Consider the following 22,645-nt stretch of genomic DNA (forward strand, 5'->3'; position numbering starts at 1 on the left):
ACGTCGGGTGCGGACGACGCAGCTCACAGCACCCCGGCCGGACGACAACTGCGCAACCCGCAGCAAAACGCCGGATGAATTCGAGGACAGGCGCCAGAACTGGGCCAGCGGGGTGCAACGACACCGTTGGGAAGTGCGCCGATGCGCTGCGGGTGCTCATCGGTGAGCACCGGTCGGCTGCGGCTCGCGCACGACGGTGATCTCGCCGCCCTCGACGCGCAGCACGACGTCCGCGAATTCGGTCTCCGACCAGCGGTGCGTCACGTGGATCACGGTGCGGCCCCGCAGCGCATGGCGCAGCCTGACCAGCAGGTCCTGCGCGGTCGGCACGTCCAGGTGCGCCGTCGGCTCGTCGAGCAGCACCAGCTCCGCGTCCTCGACGAGCAGCGCCCGCGCCAGCGCGAGGCGCTGCGCCTCGCCGCCGGACAGCGCCGTGCCGCCGCCACCGACCACGGCGTCCAGCCGCTCGCCCCAACCCGGCAGCCCAGCCGACCGGAGCGCCTCGGCCAACTGCCGCTCGCTGGCCCCCGGCGCGGCGAGCCGCAGGTTCTCCCGCACCGTCGTGGCGACCAGCTGCGGTTCCTGCGGGCACCAGGCGATCCGCCGCGGCACCCGCACCTCGCCCCGCTCGGCGCGCAAGAACCCCAGCAACAGCGCCAAGAACGTCGACTTGCCGCTGCCCGAGGGGCCGACCACCGCTACGTGCGCCCCGACCGGCACCCGCACGCTCGCACCGCGCAGCGCCGCCTGCGGGGTGCCCGGCCAACGCACCCGCACCCCGACCAGCTCAACGCCACCGGCGTGCTCGATCGGCCCGGCTCCACCGGCAGCGGGCTCATCGCCTGCCGCCAACAGCGGCGCCAACCGCGCCTGGGCCGCGCGCAGCGATCGCCACTGCTGCGCCGCCGGGGGCAACAGCGCGGCGGCTTCCGCCGCTGCCAGCGGCACCAAGCCCAGCAGCGGGGCGAGTTCCGGCGCCAGGCGACCGTCGGCCACCGCCGACGCCCCGAGCCAGGCGCCACCGAGCACCGCGATACCGACGAGGAGCGTGTTGACGGCGGTGGCTGCGCCCACCCCGAAGGCGGCGCGACGAGCGCGGGAGGCCAACCGCGCGTCCTCGGCGGCGAGTTCGGCGCGGCGGACCGCGTGCGCGCCGAAGGCCAGCAGCTCCGCCGAACCGTCGAGCAGCGCGAGCACCTGAGCCGCCACCCGGCGCCGCCCGTCGGCCACCGCGGTGGTCGCACGCCGCTCCGCCGCGAGGGCCACGAGCGGACTGGCGAAGCACGCGACGAGCAGTGCCGCCGCGAGAACCACGCCCGCTTCGGGCAGCACCAGCGCCTGCAACACCACGGCCGCGACCACGACGACCACCGCGACCAGCGGCGGGAGGATCACGCGCGGCTCCAGATCGCGGACGGTGTCGACATCGTCGACGAGCCGGGCCACCCCCTCGCCGCGGCGCAGCCCGGCGGTGCGCACCGGCCCGAGTCGCACCAGGGCATCCCACAGTCGCTGCCGGAGGCGGCCGGAGAGCCGGAAGGCGGCGTCATGCGTGACGAGTCGTTCGGCGTAGCGCAGCACCGCGCGCGACAGCGCGAAGGTGCGCACGCCGACGACCGCGACGGACAGCGTGAGGATCGGCGGCTGCTGCGAGGCGCGGGCGATCAGCCACGCCGAGGTCGCGGTCAGCGCGAGGCCGGAGAGCAGCGAGAGCGCGCCGAGCCCGGCACCCAGCAGGGTGCGCGACGTGATCAGGTCCCGGACGCGGCCCCGCGTCGCGGGCAGGTCGGCCACGGCGGTCGGGACGGCCGCGCGGGCCGGTTCGGGTTCGGTCGCGACGGCCTCCGGCCGGTGGCTGGCGAGCACCGCGGTCGCGCCCGCGTCGGCGGCGGCGCGGATGGCGGTGTTGATCTGGTGGGTCGTCGCGGTGTCCAGGTGGGCGGTGGGTTCGTCGAGCAGCAGGATCGTCGCATCGCCGCGCAGCCGCAGCAGGGCCCGCGCCACCGCGACCCGCTGACGCTCCCCTGTGGACAGTTCGTCGATGCGGCGATCGCGCAGATGCGTGGCGGCCGCGGCGTCGAGCGCAACCGCCAGCTGATCCGCCAGGTCGGGTTGGTCGGCGGTGGCGATCAGGAGTTCGTCGGTGACGGTGCCGCCGGTGAAGGTGGGGCGCTGCGGCACCCATGCGACGCGGCGCCGCCAGTCGGCCGGGTCGAGGTCGGCGATGTCCACGTCACCGCAGGTGATCGTGCCGCTTTCCGGGCTGGCGAAGCCGAGCAGCACCGACATCGTCGTCGACTTCCCGCTGCCGCTCGGGCCGATGCCGCCGAAGCCCTCCAGCCGCACGATCTCGCCGGGTCGCGCGACGAAGCTCAACCCGTCGGGCGCGAACCCGTCGCGCCGCCGGACCCGCAACCCCACCACCCGCAACGTCGCATCCCGAAGCTCTCGTGAGCGGTTGTTCCGGTGCGAACCGGCGTTGCCGCGCACGGCCTGCTGCGCGATCTCGTCGACGCGGCGGACGGCCTCGACACCGTCCTCGCTGGCGTGGTGCGCGGCTCCGGCGGCCCGCAGCGGCAGGTAGCACTCCGGGGCCAGCACCAGCACCAACAATCCGGTGGCCAGGTCCAGATCGCCGGAGACCAGCCGCAGACCGATACCGACGGCCACCATCGCTACCGACAGCGACGAGAGCAGCTCCAGGACCAGCGCGGAGAGGAAGGCGATGCGCAGCGTCGCGATCGTGGTGCGGCGATGCGCATCGCTTACCCGGCGGACCACTTCGCCCTGCGCCCGCGCCCGCCCGAAGGCCGTCAGCACCGGCAGCGCCCGGATCAGTTCCAGCAGCTGCCCCGACAGCCGTTGCACCGCATCGGCGGCCCGCGAGGTGCGCTGCTCGGTGTACTTGCCGACCAGCCAGGCGAACAGCGGGACCAGCGGCACGGTGATCACGATGACCAGCGCGGAAACCCAGTCGGAGAACAGGATCCAGGCACCTACCAGCGGCGGCACGACCGCGGCGGTCACCAGCGCGGGCAGGTACTTGGTGAAGTACGCGTCGAGCGCGTCGAGGCCCCTGGTGGCCAGCGAGGTCAGCTCCGCCGGGCCGTGCCGGTGGATCCACTCCGGGCCGCGCCGCAGCGCGGAATCCAGCAGCAGGCCGCGCAGTTCCTCCTTCGCGCCCGCGGCCGCCCGGGCGGATACCGCTTCGGTCGCCCAGCCCAGCCCGGCCCGCACCACCACCGCGATGGCCAGCACCACGAGGGGACCGCTGATCGCCGCCGGTTCCGCACCTCGGGTCACCACGGCCGCGAGCGCACTGCTCAGCGCCCAGGCCTGCACGATCAGCGCGATCGCACCGCCGACCGACAGCAGCCCGGCCGCGACGAGCGCACGTCGGGCCGACCCGGACAGCCGGGGCAGCGCTCCCAACGGGCTCATCAGGTACTCCTGCGGGAAATCGGCGGCTGGCAACCGGAACCGGTCACGACGGGGCGTGCACCGGCGGGATGTGCTTGGTGCCGATGCGCTTGCGGAACACCCAGTAGGTCCAGCCCTGGTAGATCAGCACCGCCGGGGCACCGATGGCGGCGACCCAGGTCATCACGGTCAGCGTGTACGGGCTGGACGCGGTGTCCGCGACGGACAGCGACCACGCTGCGTCCAAAGTGGACGGAATCACGTTCGGCCACAGCGCACCGAACAGGGTCACCACCACCCCGGCCAGCGCCACGCCCTGCAGCGCGAACGCCTGGCCCTCCCGGCCCCGCAGCAGCCGACCGAGCCCGGCCAGCGCCGCGAGAAGCGCGATCACCAGCGGCACCCAGGTCCACGACGAGCCCTCCGCGAACTGCGCGATCAGCACCAGCGCGATCACCGGCAGCAGCAGCGGCACCCCGGCCCGCAGCGCGAACCGCCTGGCCCGTTCCCGGATCTCGCCCTCGGTCTTGAGCGCCAGGAAGATCGCGCCGTGCAGCAAGGCGAACCCGCACACCGCCAGCGCACCGATCACGCTGGGCACGGTGAAGATCGTCCACCAGCCGCCGACCCGGTCCCCGTGCACGTCCAACGGCAGGCCGAACACGTTCGCGGTCAGCACGAGGCCGACGACCAGCGGCGCGATCCACGAGGCCAGCACGATCACCAGGTCCCAGTTCCGCCGCCACCGATGGGTGTCCACCTTGCCGCGGTAGTCGAAGGCCACCCCGCGCCCGATCAGCACCAGCAGCAACACCAGGAACGGCAGGTAGGCCGTGCTGAACAGGGACGCGTACCAGCCCGGGAACGCGGCGAAGGTGGCGCCGCCCGCGACGATCAGCCACACCTCGTTGCCGTCCCACACCGGGCCGATGGTGTTGATCAGCACCCGTCGTTCGGTGTCGTTTCGGCCCAGGAACGGCAGCAGCATCCCGACGCCGAAGTCGAAACCCTCCAGGAACAGGTAGCCCAGCCAGAACAGGGCTATCACGCAGAACCAGAAGGTGGGCAGATCCATCGCAGATCCCCTTCAGCTCGTCAGTACGCAAACGACAGGGCTTCGCCGGATTCGGGCTCGCCTTCCGGCGGTTCGGGCGGCATCACCCCGGCGAAGCCGCCGCGCACGAAGCGGACGATCAGGAAGACCTCCACGACCGCCAGCACGCCGTACAGCGCGGTCAAGGCGATCACCGAGGTCAGCAGCTCGCCCGGCGCAACTCCCGCGGACACGGCCGATGCGGTGAACATCCACACTGCGTCGACGCCCGATGCGTCCGGGTTGGGCGCGACCACGAACGGCTGGCGGCCCATCTCGGTGAACACCCAACCGGCGATGTTGCCGAGGAACGGCAGCGCGATGCTCAGCACCGCCAACGGCGCCCACGCGCGACCCTCGGGGAATCTCCGCTTCCGGGTCAGCCAAAGCACGAACACGGCGCCGAGCGCGGCGAGGCCGCCGAATCCGATCATCATCCGGAAACCCCAGTAGGTCACCGGCAGGTTCGGCACGTAGTCGATCGGCTGGCCCGCGAACGCGCCCAGCCGCGGATCGTCCGGGTAGTGCGTGCCGTACTTGGCCTGGTACTCCGGGATCAGCGCCTGCACGCCCCGCACCTCGCTGCTGAAATCGCCCTTGGCGAGGTAGGACAGGATGTAGGGCACGGTGATGCTCTTGACGGCCTCGCAGTCGGATCGGCCGACGTCGCCGATGGCGAAGACCGAGAAGCTGGCGGGCGCCTCGGTGTGGCACAACGCCTCCGCGGAGGCCATCTTCATCGGCTGCTGCTGGAACATCAGCTTGCCCTGCACGTCTCCGGAGATCGCCAGCCCGGCGAAGGCGAACACCGCGACCCAGGCGCCCAGCCGCATCGAGGCGTGCCAGGCGCGGCGGTCCTCGTCGGCCGGATCGGACTTGCCGTGGTGCCGGGCGATCTGCCACGCGGCGATGCCGATCAGGAACGAACCGGCGACCGCGAAGCAGCCGAACACGGTGTGCGGGAACGCGGCGAGCACGGTGCTGTTGCCCAGCATCGCCCAGATCGAGGTCAGCCGGGGCCGACCGTCGACCACCTCGATGCCGACCGGGTGCTGCATCCACGAGTTGGCGGACAGGATGAAGTACGCGGACAGCACGGTGGCCAGCGAGAACGCCCACGCGCAGGCCAGGTGCACGCCCTTGGACAGCCGGTCCCAGCCGAAGATCCACAGCCCGAGGAAGGTCGATTCGACGAAGAACGCGAGCAGTCCCTCCATCGCCAGCGGGGCACCGAAGACGTCACCTACGAAGCGGGAGTAGGAACTCCAGGCCATGCCGAACTGGAATTCCTGGACGATTCCGGTGACCACGCCCATCGCGAAGTTGATCATCAGCAGCTTGCCCCAGAACTTTGTCATCTTCAGGTAGCGCTGCTTGCCGGTGCGATACCACGCGGTCTGCATTCCGGCGACCAGCACCGCCAACCCGATGGTCAGCGGAACCATCAGGAAGTGGTAGACGGTGGTGATCCCGAACTGCCAGCGGGCGATGTCGAGCAGATCCACGATGTCCACCCTGCCGCCCCGACGTCAGGTTCCGCAGAGGCAAGGGCCCCCTTTCCGCCAGTCGAGAGTCCTGTACTCAAGGGGACCTTGGTCCCGACCACGCTGCGCAGCAAATGCCGCCGGAATGCCGTTCCTACTAGACAAATGAATGACACGAAAGTGGCTGAGAACACACTGCGTCAAAATCCGAAACGCTAACCGATGCGTATTCCGGAGCAAAGCGGCTGGGGCGGTTCGAAGGGGAAATGCTCATGCGCAAGACGATTCTCGGCGTCCTCGGCGGCCTCTCCATCGTCGGCACGACGGCGGGTGTCCTGGTTCCCCAGCGCGCTGGCCGAAGGGTCCCGGCGCAGTCCTACGTGCGCGTCACACCGGACACCGCGCACCCGGTGGCGTGGTGCAGATCGAGGCGTTCTGCGCTCCACGCGGGAACACCTGCCGCGCCACTTCCGCGACGTCCGACCACTGACCACTGTGGACACCCGACGCGGCGTGGACACCTACTACGAGGGCACCGCGATCTGGCTCGCCACCGGGCCACGGCAGTCCTGGTCCCACCTGTGGCCCGAGCGTCCAGCGCATGGGGATCTTCGACGGCACCACCGGAACCGGCACCTACATTGGTTCCACCAAGGAGCCAATCCATCGGAATTGGCGCTTTCTCCGCGCGGCAGCGGCCGGAAGCCTGGGCGCATGACCCACGAGAGCACGCGATGCGTCCACGTCCGCACCCCCGAGATCCCGGCGAGCCGACCGTTGACCGTGCCGCTCTACCAGAGCTCCGGTTTCGCCTTCACCGATCCGGACTCATTCGCCGACGGCATGGCAGACCCGAACGGCCAGCCGGTGTACACCCGCATGGGCAACCCGACCGTGCGGGCGCTGGAGGACACCGTCATGGATCTGGAAGGCGGTGCGGCCGCCTTCGCGACCTCATCCGGCATGGGCGCGATCAACGCGGTGCTGATCACGCAGCTGAGCAGCGGCGACCACGTAATCGCCCAGCGCAGCCTCTACGGCGGCACGTTCGCGACCTTCGAGAACCTGGCACACCGCTGGGGCATCGAGGTCAGCTACGTGTCGGGGCCCGACGAGACGCGCCAGGCGCTGCGAGCGAACACCAGGATGCTCTACGTGGAGACGATCTCGAATCCGATGGTGCAGGTCGCCGACCTCCCCGAGATGTTCGCGGTGGGCCGCGCGGCGTCGAAACCCTGGCCATGCACTCGGCAAGCACCTCGCACCGCCAACTCACCGACGAACAGCTCCGCGCGGCGGGCATCGGCCAAGGAGTCATCCGCCTCTCGGTCGGCATCGAACAACCCGAGGACATCTGGGCCGACATCAACCAAGCCCTCAACTCATAACCCGGTGGGGGGCACCCGTGCCCAAGTAACTGGGTCACGGATGCCCCTCACCACCGGGTGGATCGTGCCGAGTGAAGGGCACCTTTGACCGACTATGCCGGTCGAAGGTGCCCTTCACTGCTCACCTGATCAGGGGTTTCGGGTTCAGCGGAGGGCTTCGGCTACTGCTTCGGCGGTTTCCAGCACCAACGGGCCGATCTCCTCCGGGGCCAGCGGTTGCAGGGCCACCACGCCGACGCTGGCGCGCAGCCCTGGCACCCCGCGCACCGGCGCGGCTACCCCGAAAGCCCCCGGCTGCAAGTCGCCGCTGCTGGTGATCCAGCGCGGCCCGCCGGGCGGCAGGTCGACGGCGCGACCGGCCGCGCCGCGCTGCACCGGATGCCGGGTGCCGACCCGGTACGACACGTGGTAGCTCGTCCAAGACGGCTCGACGACCGCCACGGCCTGCGCCTCGCTGCCGTCGGCCACCGTCAGGTGCACCGTCGCACCGACCTTCTCGGCCAGCGCGCGCAGCGCGGGCAGCGATGCGACGCGCAACTGCGGTAACACCCGCCCGGCCAGCCACAACACGCCGAGACCGAGCCGCACCTTCGACCCTTCCCGGCGCACCAGGCCCCGGCTCTGCAACGGCCCGAGCAGCCGGTACACGGCCGCCCGGCTGACCCCGACGGTCGCCGCCAGGTCGCTGATGCTGGGCGCCTCGCTCTCCGCGTCCGCCACCGCTTGCAGCAAGCTGAGCCCGCGTTCCAGGGTCAGCGAACTCTCCTTGGTGGCCGGTTGGGCCTCCCGTGGCAGGCCCATCGGGGCGCGGATCGGCTCGGGGCTGGGTCGGGCCATCGCGTCACCTCCGAGCCGCGGCCAGCACCGTGCCGGTCACCTCGCCGAGCCCGACCACCGAGCCGTCGGGCCCCGGCGCGCTGCCACTCAGTGTCACCCGGTCCCCGTCCTGGAGGAAGGTGCGCTGCTCACCGTCTTGCAGCGTGATCGGTTCCGCACCGCCCCAGGTCAGCTCCAGCAGGCAGCCCCACTGGTCGCGCTGCGGCCCGGACACCGCGCCCGAGGCGAACAGATCACCCGGGCGCACCGGCGCACCGTTCACCGTCATGTGCGCCAACTGCTGCGCTGGGGACCAGGCCATGCATTCGAAGCGCGGCCGGGACAGCAGCGTCTCGTTGCACCGCACCTCCAGCTGGAGGTCCAACCCCCATGGCTCGTCCTCGACGAGGTAGGGCTGCAACGCCTGCTCCGGATCCGGCACCGGCACCCGCGCGTGCTCGAACGCGGCCAGCGGGGTGATCCACCCGGCGACCGAGGTGGCGAACGACTTGGCCAGGAACGGCCCCAGCGGCTTGGACTCCCAGGCCTGGACGTCCCGCGCGGACCAGTCGTTGACCAGCGCCAGGCCGAACACGTGCTCGGCGAACTCCGAGGTGGGCACCCGGCTGGCCGACTCGCCGCCGCAGACGAACCCGACCTCCACCTCGAAGTCCAGCCGCCGGGTCGGGCCGAACGCGGGCTGCAGATCACCGGCCGCCTTGCGCTGTCCGCTCGGGCGGTGGATGTCGGTACCGGAGACGTACACCGTGCCCGCCCGGCCGTGCTGGGCCACCGGCAGGTACGCCCAGTTCTCCGCCAGCGGCGCGGCGCCGCGGCGGAAGATGCGCCCGACGTTCTCGGCGTGGTGGCGCGACGAGTAGAAGTCGACGTAGTCGGCGACGGTGAACGGCAGCACCAGGGTGTGCCAGTCGGTGCGCACCAGGTCCGCACCGGTGGGCGCGCGGTCCGCCGTGACGATCTCGGTGAGCCGCTCGCGCAGCTCCTGCCAGTGCGCTCGGCCCGCGGCCAGCAGCGGGTCGAGCGAGCCTCCGGAGACCAGCTCGGCCGATCGAGGACCCAGCGCCCCGGCGATGCCGCGCAACGGCAGCGCATGCCGCCCGACCCGCACCGCCACGACCGGACCGCCGCCGGTCACCAGCACCCCGTAGGGCAGCGTCTGCGGGCCGAACGGCTTGTCCGGGGCGAACTCGGGGTCCTCGATCCAGGTCAAAGCAGCCCCAATCCTTCGAGGTCGGTGACCGGGTTCTGCAACGAGCACGAGCCGTAGGAGGCGAACACGTCGCGCACCGCGTTGGCCGCGTCGTCGGACAGCGCGGTTGCCTCTTCGGCGAGCGCGGCACCGTCGGTGCTGGCCAGCGCCGCCCGCACGTCCTTGCCGGACAGCGAGCGGGCGGTCGCCACCAGGAGGTTGAGAAAGCCGTGGTGGATGAACCCGGTCTCCGGATCGGCGCTGCGCACCGCGGCGTGCAGCCCGGTGGTGGCTTTGAACGGAACGTCGAGGGTGCCCGCCACCGCGAGGAAATCGGTGATCACGTCGACGGACGGCACCGACTCGGCGGTCTGCCCGCCGCAGCGCAGCTTCGGCCAGCAGCCGTGTTCGGCGACCCGCCGGATGCCGTCCAGCCAGCCGTTGCCGCCGCGGCGTGGCTCGACCACTCGGATGATGTCTTCGGGAACGAACTCCGACACCCGCTCCAGCCAGATGTCGTCGACGTCCGACGGCGCCGGCATCTCGACCATCCGCAGCGCCAGCAGCTCCTGCCGTCCCTCGATGATCGACAGGGCCTTGGGCACGCCACCCAATCCGGTGTCGCACACCAGCGAGAGCGGCACTGGCACGCTCGGTTTCACCTTCGCCAGTTCGGTGATCAGTTCGGCCAGCCTGGACGCCTGGCACAGCATCGGCCCGAGCAGACCGGTGTACTCGCCGTCGCGTGCTTCGAGGTGGTCGGCCACCGCCTGCGGTACCGCCGCGGTCCCGGGCGGGAACAACGCCGCGTCGTCAACCAGTCGGGCGAACAGGGGCGGGATGCCGCGCGGACCGGGCGCGGGAAGCTCAACAGCGCTTGACACGGCAGACACGCTAATGCCGTATCGGCCAGTGAACAAAGGTGCCCGATAAGCGGACGACTGGCGGGGTCATTCGCGCCTCCCTCGCCGGGTTTGGACATCATCATCCACCCGTCGCCGACAGCGGTCGCACGGACCCTTGCGCACTACTCCGGTTGGCGTCCCACGATGGCGTTCCAGCTGGTAATAAGAGAGATGCGTGGATCGGTTCGATCGCCTGGCGCCAGCCACGGACGTCTCGATCACGGGATCGCCGACCCGAGCATTCCCGGTCGAACCGTCCTCGCGAGACGATGTCGGAGCACCTGTCGGTGGTCACTTTGCGTGAGCGCGAAGCGACTGGACCGAACGGTTCGGTTGGGCATGTCGTACTTCCCGTTCCGAGCGAACTCGAAGGAAACGACTTCCCCGCACCCAGCATTTAAGTTAGGTTTGCCTAACTTGGAGGTGAGCAGTGGGCGAGACGACCATCCGGCGGCCCGCGACGCCTAGCCCCGCGGAACGAGCCAGGAGCATTGCCAAGCGCGGTGGCCGCGCGGCGCTGCTGCCGTCCGGCGAGACTTCGGCGCGCATCGCACCGCTGCTGCACCACGTGCACTCCGACGGCACCGCGACCATGCTGCTGGCCGACGAGCACCCGCTGATCGCCGCCTCCTGGCAGGCGCCGCGCGGCGAGCTCGCCGCGGTCCTGGAACTCGCCGACCCGACCCCGGTCCGGCTGCGCGAGCCGGTGCGCGGTCTGCTGTGGCTGACCGGCTGGGTGCGGTTGCTCGACCCGGCCGAGGCGCGCGCCGCGGTGCTCTCGGTCGTCGACGAGCGGCCGGACCCCCGGCTGCTGGACGCCGGGCACGGCGCGAGCGTGCTGCGGTTGGAGTCGGCCTCGCTGGTGCTGGCCGACTCGGAGGGCACCAGTTCGGTGGATCCGGCGGAATTCCAGGCCGCCGCCCCGGATCCGTTCTGCCTGCACGAAGACGGCTGGCTGCGGCACCTGGAGCTGTCGCACCGCGATGTGGTCGGGCTGCTGGCCCGGCACCTGCCGGAACAGCTGCGCGGCGGGCACATCCGGCCGCTCGGGTTGGACAAGTACGGGCTGCGGCTGCGGGTGGAGTCCGCCGACGGCGATCACGACGTGCGGCTGGCGTTCTCCCGACCGGTCAGCACCACCGAACACCTCGGCGCCGAACTCCGCCGCCTCGTCGGTTGCCCGTTCCTCGCCCAACAGCCCTCGGCCTGACCTGCCGCCGGGCAGCGCCGGTTCCGGCTGCCCGCCGGAGAATCGGTCTCACCTGCGACGATGCGCCGGTCACTCGTCGGTGCAGCATTCGCCGAGGACGGTGAGGCGTTGGATCCGGCCGTCCCGGAAGCGCAGCGGCTCGATGCCCGGACCGACCAGCATCGCCTCCTCCACCGGCGCCCGGCGGGTGATCATCCAGAGGAACGAGTGCGCCACGATCGACGCCTGGCCCGGCCGCCGCCCGTCGACGAACCGCACCAGCAGCCCGCCCGGATCCGAGTACCGCAGCTCCACCACGACACCGTCCCGGACCCCCACCACGTCCGCTGGTCCGATCGGCCCGTCCAGCACCTCGAAGCAGCGCAGCGCCTGCAGTGCGCGCAGTGCGTGCGCGGTGTCCGCTCCGCCCCACACGAAGACGTCCATGCCCCACCTCCGCCGGGCCGACACCGATCCGACGCCGCGGCATCGCCGGCCAGTTCCGCGACGACTTTCCCGGTTTTGCCAGACATCGAGCAGCTGGCGGCCGGTGTCACCGATCCGGGTACCGTTCGTCGCGTGAGCACCCTGCGCGCATGGCTGACCCCGACCCGGCCCGGTGAACCAGCGGCGATCACCGATCGGCGGGAGCGCAAGGCGATCAGCATCGAGCTGATCGTGGTGTTCACCGTGACGCTCGGCCTCTCCGGCCTGCAGAGCCTGCTGTCCCTGCTGGACGCCCTGCTGCGCCCCGAGCCGCTGGCCGATCAGCACGTCGCGATCAACGTTCCGCAGGCCGAGCTGGGGCTGCTGGACCTGCTGCAGCAGCTGGCGAACGTGCTGCGGCTGTGCGCTTGGGGCGGGCTGGGGGCGTTCCTGCTGTGGCGCGGCGGGATGGCGCTGTGGCGGGTCGGCCTGGACCGGTCCCGCCCCGGTCGGGATCTCGCCGGTGGAATGGGGCTGGCCGCGCTGATCGGCATCCCGGGCCTCGGCCTGTACCTCATCGCCCACGCGCTGGGTGTCAGCCTGACCGTCGAGCCGTCCACATTGGACTCCGCGTGGTGGCGGGCGCCGGTTCTGACGCTGGCCGCGTTCGGCAACTCCTTCGCCGAAGAGGTCCTGGTGGTGGCGTACCTGCTGACCCGGCTGCGCCAGCTGGGCTGGTCGGAGAACCGTGCGCTGTGGTTCTCGGCGGTGCTGCGCGGCAGCTACCACCTCTACCAGGGCTTCGGCGGTTTCGTCGGCAACATCGTGATGGGCCTGGTCTACGGACGGGCCTGGCAGCGCACCAACCGGCTGTGGCCGCTGATCATCGGCCACGCGCTGATCGACGTGGTGGCCTTCGTCGGGTACGCGGCGCTGCGCGGTCGCGTCGGCTGGCTGCCCTGACACACCCGGCGCGGGTCGTACCGGGAACGTCGGGTCCCGGCGGGCTATCGCGAGCTTCGGAATGCGCAACGATTCGACTGTTCCAACCCTGATTTGGTTAATGAACAATCGAAATCTCCGCTGACCACGGACGTTTTGGTTCGTCGCGGCTAGGCTGCACGTCGTGACCGAACCACACGTCCAGAGCGAGGTCGGCCCGCTGCACGCGGTGCTGCTGCATCGACCGGGCACCGAGCTGAAGCGGCTCACGCCGCGCAACAGCGACCAACTCCTGTTCGACGCGATCCCTTGGGTCGATCGCGCGCAGGAGGAGCACGACGCGTTCGCCGAGCTGCTGCGCAACCGGGGCGTGGAAGTGCTGCTGCTGCGCGAGCTGATCACCGAGGCGCTGCACGACCCCCGCGCTCGCGCGGCGGCCGTGCTCACGGGTGTGGACGAACGCAAGCTGGGCGCCGACATCTCCGACACGCTGCGCTCCCACCTATCCAGCGTGGATGACGCCGCGATGGCCGAGATCCTCATCGCTGGCATGACGTTCGAGGAACTGCCCGCCGCCGAAGGGCAGTCGCTGGTCCGCCGGATGCACCACCCGCACGACTTCGCCATCGACCCGCTGCCGAACCTGCTGTTCACCCGCGACTCGTCGGTGTGGGTCGGCGGCCGGGTCGCGATCGCGGCCCTCGCGATGCCCGCGCGCCGCCGCGAATCCTCGCTCACCGACCTGGTTTACGCCTACCACCCGCGGTTCTCGCACGCCGCCCGCGCCTACGGCGCGCACTCCGCGCCCGTGGAGGGCGGCGATGTGCTGCTGCTCGCGCCGGGTGTGGTGGCCATCGGGGTGGGTGAGCGCACCACCCCGGCCGGTGCGGAGTCGTTCGCCCGCTCGGTGTTCGCCGACGGCCTGGCGCACACCGTGCTGGCCGTGCCGATCGAGCAGACCCGGTCGTCGATGCACCTGGACACGGTCTGCACGATGGTCGACCGCGACGCGGTGGTGATGTACCCGGCGATCCAGGATTCGCTGCACGCCTACACCCTGCGCCCGCTGGACGGTGACCTGGCGGTTTCCGGTCCCAGCCCGTTCCTGACCGCGGCGGCGGAGGCGATGGGCATCGACCACCTGCGAGTGATCGACACCGGCCTGGACCCGGTCACCGCGGAGCGCGAGCAGTGGGAGGACGGCAACAACACGCTCGCGGTGGCACCGGGCGTCGTGGTCGCCTACGAGCGCAACGCGGAGACCAACGCCCGGCTGGCGGATGCCGGGATCGAGGTGCTGCGGATCAGCGGCTCCGAGCTCGGCTCCGGCCGCGGCGGGCCGCGCTGCATGTCCTGCCCGATCATCCGAGCCGCGCTGTGAGCCACCGGCGGGTAGCGCGGTAAGAGTGCGTAAGTAAACGGGATTCCGGGCGTCGTCGGTGATTGCGTTGTCCTGATCAACCGGCGGCGAGAGGAAGCCCGTGACCCCGGCGTCGATATCCCGTCGCGCCGCGCACCTCGGCGCGCAGATCCTGGTGCGGGTGTTCGTCGCGCTGATCTTCCTGACCGTGCTCGGCGCGACCGGGATGACCGCCGCGGACGGCATGGCGAGCAGGCACGGCACCGCGACGGCGACGAACTGCCAGCGCGTCGGCCCGATCAGCACCTCCGGCCTCGGCTTCTGGTGGAGCTGCGATGCGGTGGTCAACTGGTCCGACGGCGGCGAAACCCGGTGGCACTTCGGCAATTCCGCGCTGACCCCGGACGAGCCCCGGAAACCGGTGGTCCGCCGGGAATCCGACCGGGGCTTCGACGTGGTCGTGGCCGAGCCGACGCCGTACGCCGCGCTGGGCTGGGCGCTGCTGATCCCCCTGCTCGGCCTCGCCTTCCTGGGGGTCCGGATCCCGCCGCGGGTACCGGAACAGCGATCGCTGCTCCCGGTGCTAGCAGCGGGCTGGTGGCTGGTCATCGCCGGTGGCGTCGGGTACCGCGCGCTGCCCGTGCTGGGGCTGCTGCTCATCATCGCCGGACACCTGGTGCTCGTCGTCGCAGCCGTGCTGACGATCGGCCGCCGCCGGGGCGGTTACCCACCGCCCGGCGCACCCGTCAAATTCGCGCAAAGATCCCGCTATCGCTGGACATCGCTGCTCGCGGGTGGCTGCGGGATCGCCGTGGCATTGCTGTTTTCCCCGAAATGGCCCGGAATCATGGCACTCGTCGCGCTCCCGGCCGTCTGCCTCGGGGCGGGAATCTGGTTGTGGTCATTAATGATTCGTCAAAGAATTCGGCGCCCCTGAACCGCCGTTGCAAAGTGATCATCACAAGGCGAGTCCCCCCGAAAGACGTGAAGGACCACCAGTGAATGACCAAACGGCAGAGCAGTGGCTCGCGTCGCTGCAAACCCAGGCCGAGTCCATGATCCAGCAGTCCGAGCAGTTGCAGGTGCAGCTGGCGGCGTTGACCGAAACCGCCAGCGCGGGCGGCGTCCGGGTCACCGTCAACGCAGGCGGTGCGCTGCAAGCGCTGGAGATCACCCGGGAAGCGATGCAGCGCGGTCCCACCGAACTGAGCGCCACCATCCTGCGGCTGGGCGGCACAGCTCAGCGCGGCGTCGCGCGGCGGATGGCGCAGGCGGTGGAACCGGTGGCCGGTGCGGAGGCCATGCAGTTCCTGCGCAGCCGCATCACCGAGGCCGAAGAAACCGCCGCGACCAGCCAACCGGCCGCGGCGCCCGAGCAGCGCCCGGCCCCCCGGCAGGCACCGCGACGCGGCGCCGCCGACTACGACGACTACGACGACGACATGCCGCAGACGTTCCTGCGCTGAACCACTGGAGCCACCATGATCTTCACCGTCACCCCCCATCACCTGGCCACGCACGGCGAGTACCTGAACGGACTCGCCGACCGGATCGCCGCAGCCGGGGAGTCCGGCGGCGGCGTCGACTTCGGCATCGAGAGCTTCGGGATCGTCGGCCAGGTCTTCTCGGTGGACGCCCGGGAGACCTCCCAGCGGGCCGCCATCGAGATAGGCAAGTTCGCCGAACACACCCGCAAGCTCGCCACCGGCGTCAACGACTGCGCCGCGGACTACCGGCAGACCGACGACGACGTCGCGTTGTGCCTCGAAGGGATCAAGCCGTGACCGATGTCTTCCGCGACGTCAACACCGCCGCCGGGCTCACCTCCGGCGCCGGACCCGTCGACTCGGCGCGGGCCACCTTCACCGCCCTGAGCAACGAGGACTGGGGCGAGTTCGCGGCCAGCGCGGGCATCCTGGCGCTGGACGGGCTGATCACCGCGATCGATCCGATCGGTGTCGCGCTCGCCGCCGGAGTCGGTTGGCTGATGGAGCACTTCTTCGTGTTCCGCAACATCCTCGACTTCTTCGCCGGTGACCCGGTGGGCATCAAGGCCGGTGCCGACACCTGGCAGCAGGTCCGGGGCGATCTGGAGAAGCTGGCCGGGGAGATCCCCGGCACCGTCGACCAGCACACCGCCGAGTGGTCCGGCCCGGCCGGCGAGGCCTACCGGCAGCGGTCCCAGGAACTCGCGAGCGGCGTCGAAGCGATGTCCATCGCCGCCGGTACCGCCTCGGCCACCATCGCCACCGCGGGCACCATGGTCGCCACCTGCCGGGGCCTGATCCGCGACATCATCGCCGCGGTGGTCGCCGAGCTGGTCAAGGGCGCGCTCGCGGCCGTCGCGGGCTCGGTGATCAGCTTCGGCGCGACGGTGGCGGGCTACCTCGCCTACGCGGTCGGCCGCATCGGCATGACGGTGGGCAAGTGCACCGCCAAGATCGCCCAACTGGTGGCCAAGCTCGGCAAGGCCGGTAGTTACCTCGCCAAGGCGACCGACGACATGGCCAAGGCGATGGCCGAGGTCGGCGGCAAACTCGCGGGTGCGGGCGGCAAACTCGGTGCGGCGGGCAACTCGATCACCAAGGGCGGTGCTGTGCTCGGCTCGACCGGCAGCGCACTGGCCAGGGGCGGCGACCTCGGCGGGGCGGCGGGCAAGGTCTCCGACGCCGCGACGAACCTGGGCCGCCGGGCCGACGAACTCGCCGACTCCGGCACCGCGCTGCGCGGTCGGGCCGACGACCTGGGCCAAGCCGCCAAGAACCGCACCGAGGGGGCCGTCGACAACGCCCCGCCGTGGCGGGAACCGGCGGGCAGCGGCCGGGTTTACCACGCCGCCGAGCAGATCTCCGACGTGCGCAAGCCGGGCAGCATCGTGATGCGCGGCACGCTCGGCTTTGAGCAGTACCACCAGCAGAACTACGCCGCGGACGGCGGCAGGTACTACGAGGGCTACAACTTCTGGGGAAACAACACCCCGGACAGCGATGACGGCTTCCACGACTTCGTGGACAGCTCGGTCCCCAAAGCCGACGAGCAGTTCCCGACCACTTGATCGGGTGGAGATTCGAGGGGCACCCAACAACGGCGAAACTCGCCTCGGGTGCCCCTTCGCGGGGAAAGGTTTTCCCAATCCGGGTGATAATTGGAGCTTGACTGGAACAGCAGTCACTCGAAGCAACAGGAACGCCACTACCAGCCAAAACAGCGTAGGTTTGGCTTGGCTTAATTATTTGAGGATTGCCTCAGCTAAACGCGTTCACACTATGGAGAACCATATCATTGTCTGGTTCACCTGAAATGTATCTGGACTGATTCCAGAGTATATTGGCGACATGGCTGTCACCGCGAAGAAGATTCAGCACCGGGAATCGAAGTTCGAACACCTGCTGCAGGAACAGATCCGAAATGAATTCACTGCCGCGCAGCAGTACATCGCGGTCGCGGTCTGGTTCGACAACGAGGACCTGCCACGGCTGGCCGCGCACTTCTACCGGCAGGCGCTGGAGGAGCGCAACCACGCGATGATGATCGTCCAGTACCTGATGGACAACAACATCAAGCCGACCATCCCGGCCGTCGAGCAGGTGCGCAACGACTTCACCGAGACCCGCGAACTCGTCGCGCTCGCCCTGGAGCAGGAGCGCGAGGTCACCCGCGAGGTCGAGACGCTGGCCCGAACCGCCCGCGAGGAGGGCAACTACCTCGGCGAGCAGTTCATGCAGTGGTTCCTCAAGGAGCAGGTCGAGGAGGTCTCCTCGATGTCCACGCTGCTCAACGTGGTGGACCGGTCCAAGGGCAACATGTTCGACGTCGAGAACTACATGGCCCGCGAGTCGATCGGCGACGACGACGCCGACGCGACCGCTCCCAAGACCGCTGGCGGCGCCCGCTGAGGTCCGCCCGCGCAGCCGGTGCGGCGATCACTGACCCGGCGTGTTGGGCTCGGTCGCGGGTTGTTGCGTCGAAGACTCGGCCGGACTGCTGGTGGTCGACGGCTCCGAACTCGTCGGATCGGGCTTGGAGGTGGTCGTCCGCAGCATCGTCGGCGGGATGCTCGTTCGGGTGGGTTTGCCGGTCGGATTCGGCACTCCCGACGCATTTCCGGGCACCTGCGGCTGCGGCGGCGAGCCTTGCAGCTGCGACGGGTCCAGTGACGTGGTCGAACCGGGGTTCGGCCACGTTTGCGAGACCGACGGCACGGCGGGCTGCACCGGCTGATCCGACTGGCCACTGACCAGCGCCACCCCGGCCCCCACCAGCAACGTCGCACCGAGTGCGCTGCCCACCGCGGCAAGCATGCCGTTGCGCTGTCGGCGGCGGCGCGCTCCGGCGACCACCGACCATTCCGCCCCGGTGCGCACCGGGATGTCCAGCTGATCGTCGCGGAGAAGCCGCTTCAGCTCGTCCTCCAGATCCATCACACGCCACCTCCCTCCACCAACGGCCCGAGCCGCTTGCGCAGCGTCGCCAGCGCCTTGCTGGCCTGGCTCTTCACCGTTCCGCAGCTGACGCCCAGGGTCTCAGCGATCTCCAGCTCGGAAAGCCCCTCGTAGTAACGCAGCACCACCACCGCGCGTTGCCTCGGTGGCAGCGACCGCAGGGCGACCCACACCGGCTCGTTCTCCAGCCGGTCGTGCTGGATCGCGGCGGGGACGTCCGGGAAATCGGCGAGCAGGGTTTCGCGGCGGGTTCGGCGCCAGCGGCTGATGTGCGTGTTCGCCATCGCCTTGCGCACGTAGGCGCTGGGGTCCTCGCAATTCCGGTTGATCTTCGCCCAGCGGGCGCCGACCTTCTCCAGCACGGCCTGCACCAGGTCCGCTGCGTCGTGCGGATTGCCGGTCAGGGCGTGGCCGTAGCGGATCAGCCCGGGTAGCGCCACCCGGACGAACTCCGCGAAGTCATCTTCTGTTGTCGCCATATCCCCCTGACGCGCCCGCCCCTGGCAGACACCGGTCACCTCGGCGGCGGTCGGTACTGCGGGCAGGTGCGCGGTCACCCCTTCACCCCCTCCAGGTCGGATATCGCCGTGGAGGGAACGCCACAACGCGAAGTCGGGTTGCCTTCTTCGGGCGTTGATCACCCGTTCGGCCCAGCGGATCACGGGCGGGACGAGCGATTTCGCGCCAAATCGCCGACACCACCGAAGCGGATCGCCGGTCAGCGGATGGTGATCTGGCGGCCTCGGAGCCCGTCGCGGGCCCGCCGCTCCGCCGTGTCCAGCGGCTGCGCGTCCAGCGAGCCGAGGGCCTCGCGCAGGCGACGGCCGAGTTCGGCGGCGGGCTCGTCCCACTCGCGTGCGTGCTTCTCGCGGTCGAGGTCCCACACCGGCACCAGCAGGCCGTGCGCGCGGAAGGACCCCGCGTACCTGCTGTCCTCGCCGAGCGCCAGCTCGCCGCGGGCGGACAACCGCGCGAGTGCGGCGAGCAGCTGCTCCTCCGGCTCCGGGCGCACCCACCGCAGATGGGCCTTCTCCCCGGCGTCCACCCAGTACGCGGATTCCACACCTTCTCCGGTCAGCCGGTCGGTGGGCATGATCGCGGCGTTCGCCCGCTCCAGGGAAAGCGCAACATCGCCGGTCGGCTCCACGTCATCGGGCAGCCACCAGGCGAAATCCTCGTGCAGCTCGACGTCCAGTGGCGCGGCCGGGTCGAGCAGGTCCTGCAGGCGGGTCGGGATGGTACCGACCTCGGCCGTCTCCGGGCCCACCACGGACAGCGACGCACCGGCCTCGGCCGAGCGCACCCACTCGACGGCCCGCGCGAGATCCCGGCTGATATCACCGGAATGGGTCTGCACCTGGAGCCCGACGAAGGCCTTGTCGTCGCTCCGCCGCAAGGCCGCCGCGGCCATCGGCAGCACGGTCGCGAGGGTGACCTCACCGTCGTCGCGCAGCGGCAGCTTCGCGATCGCCGACGGCACGAACTCGCGCAGCGCCACCAACTCGCACTCGGCGGCCAAACCCTCGAAAGGCCTGGTCACGATCACGTCGGCAGCGCCACCGGCCGCGCCGTGGCAGGCCTTGTAGCGCTTGCCGGAACCGCACGGGCAGGGCTGCCGCGGTTTGATCCCGGTGTCTGCCGGTGGCTTGGGTGCGGTTCGCTTCGACACTGCAGATCCCCTCGCTCGCGGTCACTTCGCGGTGACGCTACCGAACTGCGAAGAATCCGATTTAGAGGGTGCGTGGATCGGCTCGCGTCCGCGGCCACCCAGCGGATCACCTGCGGAATTCCCGGCTCGGGCAGGTCCCAACCCGTCACCGCGCAGGCGAACGGCGGCGAGCACCGGCCAGGTGGAAGCGGGTGGCCGCGGGCGCGTTGGTGGCCACGTAGCGCACTCCGGCACTGCTGCACAGCGCCACGTCGACAGGATCGTCGACGGTCCAGCAGTAGGTTTCGGTGCCGAGCGCGGCGGCGCGGGCGACGAATCCCGGGTGCTCGCGAAGCAGTCGGATGCCCGGACCGGCGAGGTCCGCCCACGGCGGCAGCACCCCGGACCACCACGATCCGCGGAACCGGTCGAACAGCAGCACCGTCGGCACACCGGGCGCGGCCGCGCGGAACCGGCGCAGCGCCAACTGGGAGAACGACATCATCAGCACCGGCGAGCTCTCCCGATCCACCGGCGCTGCCAAGCCGTGCCTGGCCAGCAGCGCGATCAACTTCTGCTCCACCAGCCCGCCGTAGCGCACCGGGTGCTTGGTCTCGACGAACAGCCGGGCCGGACGCGGGTGTTCCCGGATCATGCCGAGCAGTTCGTCCAGGGTCAGCACGCCTTGCTCGGGCGCGGCGGACGGCTGGCGGATCAGCTCGTCGGCCGACTCCGGCAGCTCGCGGTGGCCGCCGAAGTCCATTTCGGACATCGCCGCGATGGTGAGCTCGCTGACCACGCCGCGACCGCTGGCGGTGCGGTCGACGCGCCGGTCGTGCACGCACACCAGCTGGCCGTCCCGACTGACCCGGATATCGCATTCGAGGGCATCGGCGCCCTGTTCGAGGGCCAGTTCGTAGGCACCGCGGGTGTGCTCGGCGCGGTGTGCCGAGGCTCCCCGGTGCGCAACAACGTCAGGGCTCGGCTGCCGCACGCGGCCAATTATGCGGGCGCCGGGCGACCCGCTGCCGTCATTTGTGACGCACCGCGGCCGAAAGCGATCCTGATCTTCTCAGCTGAAGTTCAGCGGGGTGCGGTGCCGGGGCGCTTCGCCTTCGGCGGCGGGGGTGCCGCTCGGACCTCGCGGACGCGGAGGTGCTTGAGCTCGGTCGGGTCCGCCGGGGCGAGCAGCCGCATCAGGTACTTGATCATCTTCGCGGTCCCGATCGCGAGAACTGCGACCAGCGCGTTGTTGATCGCGTGCAGCACGACGCCGTCGGCCAATGCCTGGACGCTGTCGCGGAATCCCCAGCCGAAGGCGAGCCAGCCGAGCAGCAGGGTGGCGACCCACACCGCCCACCACAGCCGAACCCGCAGGGTCGGGAACGGTCGGGCACCGCGCTTGCGCGCGCCCTCGGCCACCAGCACCGAATGCTCCAGCTCGGCCAGCACCGAACCCGGCACGAACAGGTTCAGCCCGGGTACCAGCACCCCGACGACGACTTGCCAATCCGGCCGAGCGCTGTGCACTCCGATGCGCTCGGCGGCCGCGGCGCGCGCCCGCAGACCCCACAGCACGACGAACAGACCGCAGAGCACGCCGAGCAGCCAGAGGATCAGGCCGGTGGTGCCGACCAGGGCGTCGGAGATCGCCAGGGTCATGCGCGGCAACGCCTGACCTCGGCTGATGACCAGCAGGACGTACCGCCAGCCTTCCGCGAAGGTGGCCACCACCGCCACCGCCGCGGTGATCCACAGCGTCGCGATGGCAGTCCCGGCCGCCGATTCCGCCCGCACCATCGGATCCGCGTGCGGCCGCAGCGGCAGCGCCAGCGGCCACCGCCAAGCCAGCAGCGGGAAGCCCCACCTCGGCACCGCCGGGTAGGCCGGTGGTCCGGTGTAGCGCTGCGGCCGACGCGGCGGCCGGATCCGTCGCGGGCCGCCAGGTGGAGTGGCGACCCACTCCATGCGCGACCCCGGGCCGGGCGGTCGAGTGCTCACAGCACGTACGGCTCGCTGTCGGCGTCGTCGGAAACCAGCGGCCGACCGGTGGCCGACCAGCCGTTCATGCCGCGTTCGACGTTGACCGCGTCCCAGCCGTTGGAGTTGAGGTACGCGGTGACCTTCGCCGACCGGCCGCCGGAGCGGCAGATCACGTAGACCTGGTCGGCCTCCGGGATCTCGTCGAGCCGCTGCACGAGCTCACTCATCGGGATGTGCACGGCCTCGGGCGCGTGCCCGGCCTGCCATTCGTTCGCCTCGCGGACATCGAGCAGCACGCTGCCCGCGGGCAGCTGGGCGGGTAGCTGTTCCGGCTGCACG

22 protein-coding genes and 1 pseudogene are annotated in these 22,645 nt (G+C 70.6%); 10 read left to right on the forward strand and 13 right to left on the reverse strand.

Features of this window, described 5'->3' with window-relative positions; translation table 11 throughout:
• Window positions 1-156 precede the first annotated feature (156 nt).
• The 3 genes from cydD to ACTWQN_RS21755 are packed head-to-tail and all read right to left on the reverse strand — an operon-like array spanning window position 157 to window position 6,018.
• Entirely contained in the window at window positions 157-3,441 is a 3,285-nt protein-coding gene (gene cydD, locus ACTWQN_RS21745; protein ID WP_443205372.1) for a thiol reductant ABC exporter subunit CydD, read from the reverse strand.
• Between the two features lie 43 nt (window positions 3,442-3,484).
• Window positions 3,485-4,495, reverse strand: coding sequence for a cytochrome d ubiquinol oxidase subunit II (gene cydB, locus ACTWQN_RS21750; RefSeq protein ID WP_443205373.1), 1,011 nt, complete (start codon window positions 4,493-4,495; stop codon window positions 3,485-3,487).
• Window positions 4,496-4,515: 20 nt separating this feature from the next.
• Window positions 4,516-6,018 carry a cytochrome ubiquinol oxidase subunit I gene (locus tag ACTWQN_RS21755; RefSeq protein WP_443205374.1) on the reverse strand — a complete coding sequence of 501 codons (1,503 nt, stop codon included), beginning with the start codon at window positions 6,016-6,018 and terminating at the stop codon, window positions 4,516-4,518.
• A gap of 693 nt (window positions 6,019-6,711) precedes the next feature.
• On the opposite strand from ACTWQN_RS21755, the pseudogene ACTWQN_RS21760 reads away from it, so the two are divergent.
• Window positions 6,712-7,160, forward strand: a pseudogene (locus ACTWQN_RS21760) (PLP-dependent transferase); the annotation flags it as partial.
• Window positions 7,161-7,238: 78 nt separating this feature from the next.
• Complete coding sequence (locus tag ACTWQN_RS21765; protein WP_443205533.1) at window positions 7,239-7,385, forward strand: PLP-dependent transferase; 147 nt, start codon at window positions 7,239-7,241, stop codon at window positions 7,383-7,385.
• A gap of 144 nt (window positions 7,386-7,529) precedes the next feature.
• Here ACTWQN_RS21765 and ACTWQN_RS21770 read toward each other — a convergent pair whose 3' ends face one another.
• From ACTWQN_RS21770 to ACTWQN_RS21780, 3 genes are read right to left on the reverse strand one after another with little or no spacing between them, the layout of a single operon-like run.
• A complete protein-coding gene (locus tag ACTWQN_RS21770) occupies window positions 7,530-8,186 on the reverse strand; it encodes an IclR family transcriptional regulator (protein ID WP_443205534.1) in 657 nt (218 codons plus the stop codon).
• Window positions 8,187-8,226: 40 nt separating this feature from the next.
• Window positions 8,227-9,432 (reverse strand): fumarylacetoacetate hydrolase family protein, encoded by a 1,206-nt coding sequence (locus ACTWQN_RS21775; RefSeq protein WP_443205375.1) that lies wholly within the window; start codon window positions 9,430-9,432, stop codon window positions 8,227-8,229.
• Window positions 9,429-10,295 carry a hypothetical protein gene (locus tag ACTWQN_RS21780; RefSeq protein ID WP_443205376.1) on the reverse strand — a complete coding sequence of 289 codons (867 nt, stop codon included), beginning with the start codon at window positions 10,293-10,295 and terminating at the stop codon, window positions 9,429-9,431. Before ACTWQN_RS21780 ends, ACTWQN_RS21775 begins: the two co-directional genes overlap by 4 nt.
• A gap of 451 nt (window positions 10,296-10,746) precedes the next feature.
• On the opposite strand from ACTWQN_RS21780, the gene ACTWQN_RS21785 reads away from it, so the two are divergent.
• Window positions 10,747-11,526, forward strand: a complete 780-nt coding sequence (locus tag ACTWQN_RS21785; RefSeq protein WP_443205377.1) for a DUF2470 domain-containing protein — start codon at window positions 10,747-10,749, stop codon at window positions 11,524-11,526.
• A gap of 69 nt (window positions 11,527-11,595) precedes the next feature.
• Here the strand turns inward: ACTWQN_RS21785 and ACTWQN_RS21790 are convergent, their stop codons facing one another.
• Complete coding sequence (locus ACTWQN_RS21790; RefSeq protein WP_443205378.1) at window positions 11,596-11,952, reverse strand: hypothetical protein; 357 nt, start codon at window positions 11,950-11,952, stop codon at window positions 11,596-11,598.
• A gap of 132 nt (window positions 11,953-12,084) precedes the next feature.
• On the opposite strand from ACTWQN_RS21790, the gene ACTWQN_RS21795 reads away from it, so the two are divergent.
• The 7 genes from ACTWQN_RS21795 to ACTWQN_RS21825 all read left to right on the forward strand — a co-directional run bounded on the left by ACTWQN_RS21795 (window position 12,085) and on the right by ACTWQN_RS21825 (window position 18,129).
• Window positions 12,085-12,894: a CPBP family intramembrane glutamic endopeptidase gene (locus ACTWQN_RS21795; protein ID WP_443205379.1), complete on the forward strand. Its 810-nt coding sequence runs from the start codon at window positions 12,085-12,087 to the stop codon at window positions 12,892-12,894.
• Window positions 12,895-13,057: 163 nt separating this feature from the next.
• Entirely contained in the window at window positions 13,058-14,254 is a 1,197-nt protein-coding gene (locus ACTWQN_RS21800; RefSeq protein WP_443205380.1) for an arginine deiminase, read from the forward strand.
• Window positions 14,255-14,354: 100 nt separating this feature from the next.
• Entirely contained in the window at window positions 14,355-15,170 is an 816-nt protein-coding gene (locus ACTWQN_RS21805) for a DUF6346 domain-containing protein (RefSeq protein WP_443205381.1), read from the forward strand.
• Window positions 15,171-15,231: 61 nt separating this feature from the next.
• Window positions 15,232-15,699 (forward strand): YbaB/EbfC family nucleoid-associated protein, encoded by a 468-nt coding sequence (locus ACTWQN_RS21810; protein WP_443205382.1) that lies wholly within the window; start codon window positions 15,232-15,234, stop codon window positions 15,697-15,699.
• Between the two features lie 15 nt (window positions 15,700-15,714).
• Entirely contained in the window at window positions 15,715-16,017 is a 303-nt protein-coding gene (locus ACTWQN_RS21815) for a type VII secretion target (protein ID WP_443205383.1), read from the forward strand.
• Entirely contained in the window at window positions 16,014-17,288 is a 1,275-nt protein-coding gene (locus ACTWQN_RS21820; RefSeq protein WP_443205384.1) for a WXG100 family type VII secretion target, read from the forward strand. The genes ACTWQN_RS21815 and ACTWQN_RS21820 overlap by 4 nt, the downstream gene beginning before the upstream one ends.
• Window positions 17,289-17,568: 280 nt before the next feature.
• Complete coding sequence (locus tag ACTWQN_RS21825; RefSeq protein WP_443205385.1) at window positions 17,569-18,129, forward strand: ferritin; 561 nt, start codon at window positions 17,569-17,571, stop codon at window positions 18,127-18,129.
• A gap of 27 nt (window positions 18,130-18,156) precedes the next feature.
• Here ACTWQN_RS21825 and ACTWQN_RS21830 read toward each other — a convergent pair whose 3' ends face one another.
• The 6 genes from ACTWQN_RS21830 to ACTWQN_RS21855 form a co-directional block, all read right to left on the reverse strand.
• Window positions 18,157-18,654: a hypothetical protein gene (locus ACTWQN_RS21830; protein ID WP_443205386.1), complete on the reverse strand. Its 498-nt coding sequence runs from the start codon at window positions 18,652-18,654 to the stop codon at window positions 18,157-18,159.
• A complete protein-coding gene (locus ACTWQN_RS21835; protein ID WP_443205387.1) occupies window positions 18,654-19,232 on the reverse strand; it encodes a SigE family RNA polymerase sigma factor in 579 nt (192 codons plus the stop codon). Before ACTWQN_RS21835 ends, ACTWQN_RS21830 begins: the two co-directional genes overlap by 1 nt.
• 161 nt (window positions 19,233-19,393) lie before the next feature.
• Complete coding sequence (locus ACTWQN_RS21840; RefSeq protein WP_443205388.1) at window positions 19,394-20,344, reverse strand: DUF5926 family protein; 951 nt, start codon at window positions 20,342-20,344, stop codon at window positions 19,394-19,396.
• A gap of 145 nt (window positions 20,345-20,489) precedes the next feature.
• The gene (locus ACTWQN_RS21845) at window positions 20,490-21,317 is read right to left on the reverse strand and encodes a glycerophosphodiester phosphodiesterase (RefSeq protein WP_443205389.1); all 828 of its coding nucleotides are present in this window, start codon (window positions 21,315-21,317) and stop codon (window positions 20,490-20,492) included.
• Between the two features lie 89 nt (window positions 21,318-21,406).
• Complete coding sequence (locus ACTWQN_RS21850) at window positions 21,407-22,291, reverse strand: DUF4328 domain-containing protein (RefSeq protein WP_443205390.1); 885 nt, start codon at window positions 22,289-22,291, stop codon at window positions 21,407-21,409.
• A 29-nt stretch (window positions 22,292-22,320) separates the two neighbouring features.
• Window positions 22,321-22,644, reverse strand: coding sequence for a rhodanese-like domain-containing protein (locus tag ACTWQN_RS21855; RefSeq protein WP_443205535.1), 324 nt, complete (start codon window positions 22,642-22,644; stop codon window positions 22,321-22,323).
• Window position 22,645: the final 1 nt, after the last annotated feature.

Source organism: Saccharopolyspora antiqui (assembly GCF_052246905.1).
Taxonomy (GTDB): Bacteria; Actinomycetota; Actinomycetes; order Mycobacteriales; family Pseudonocardiaceae; genus Saccharopolyspora.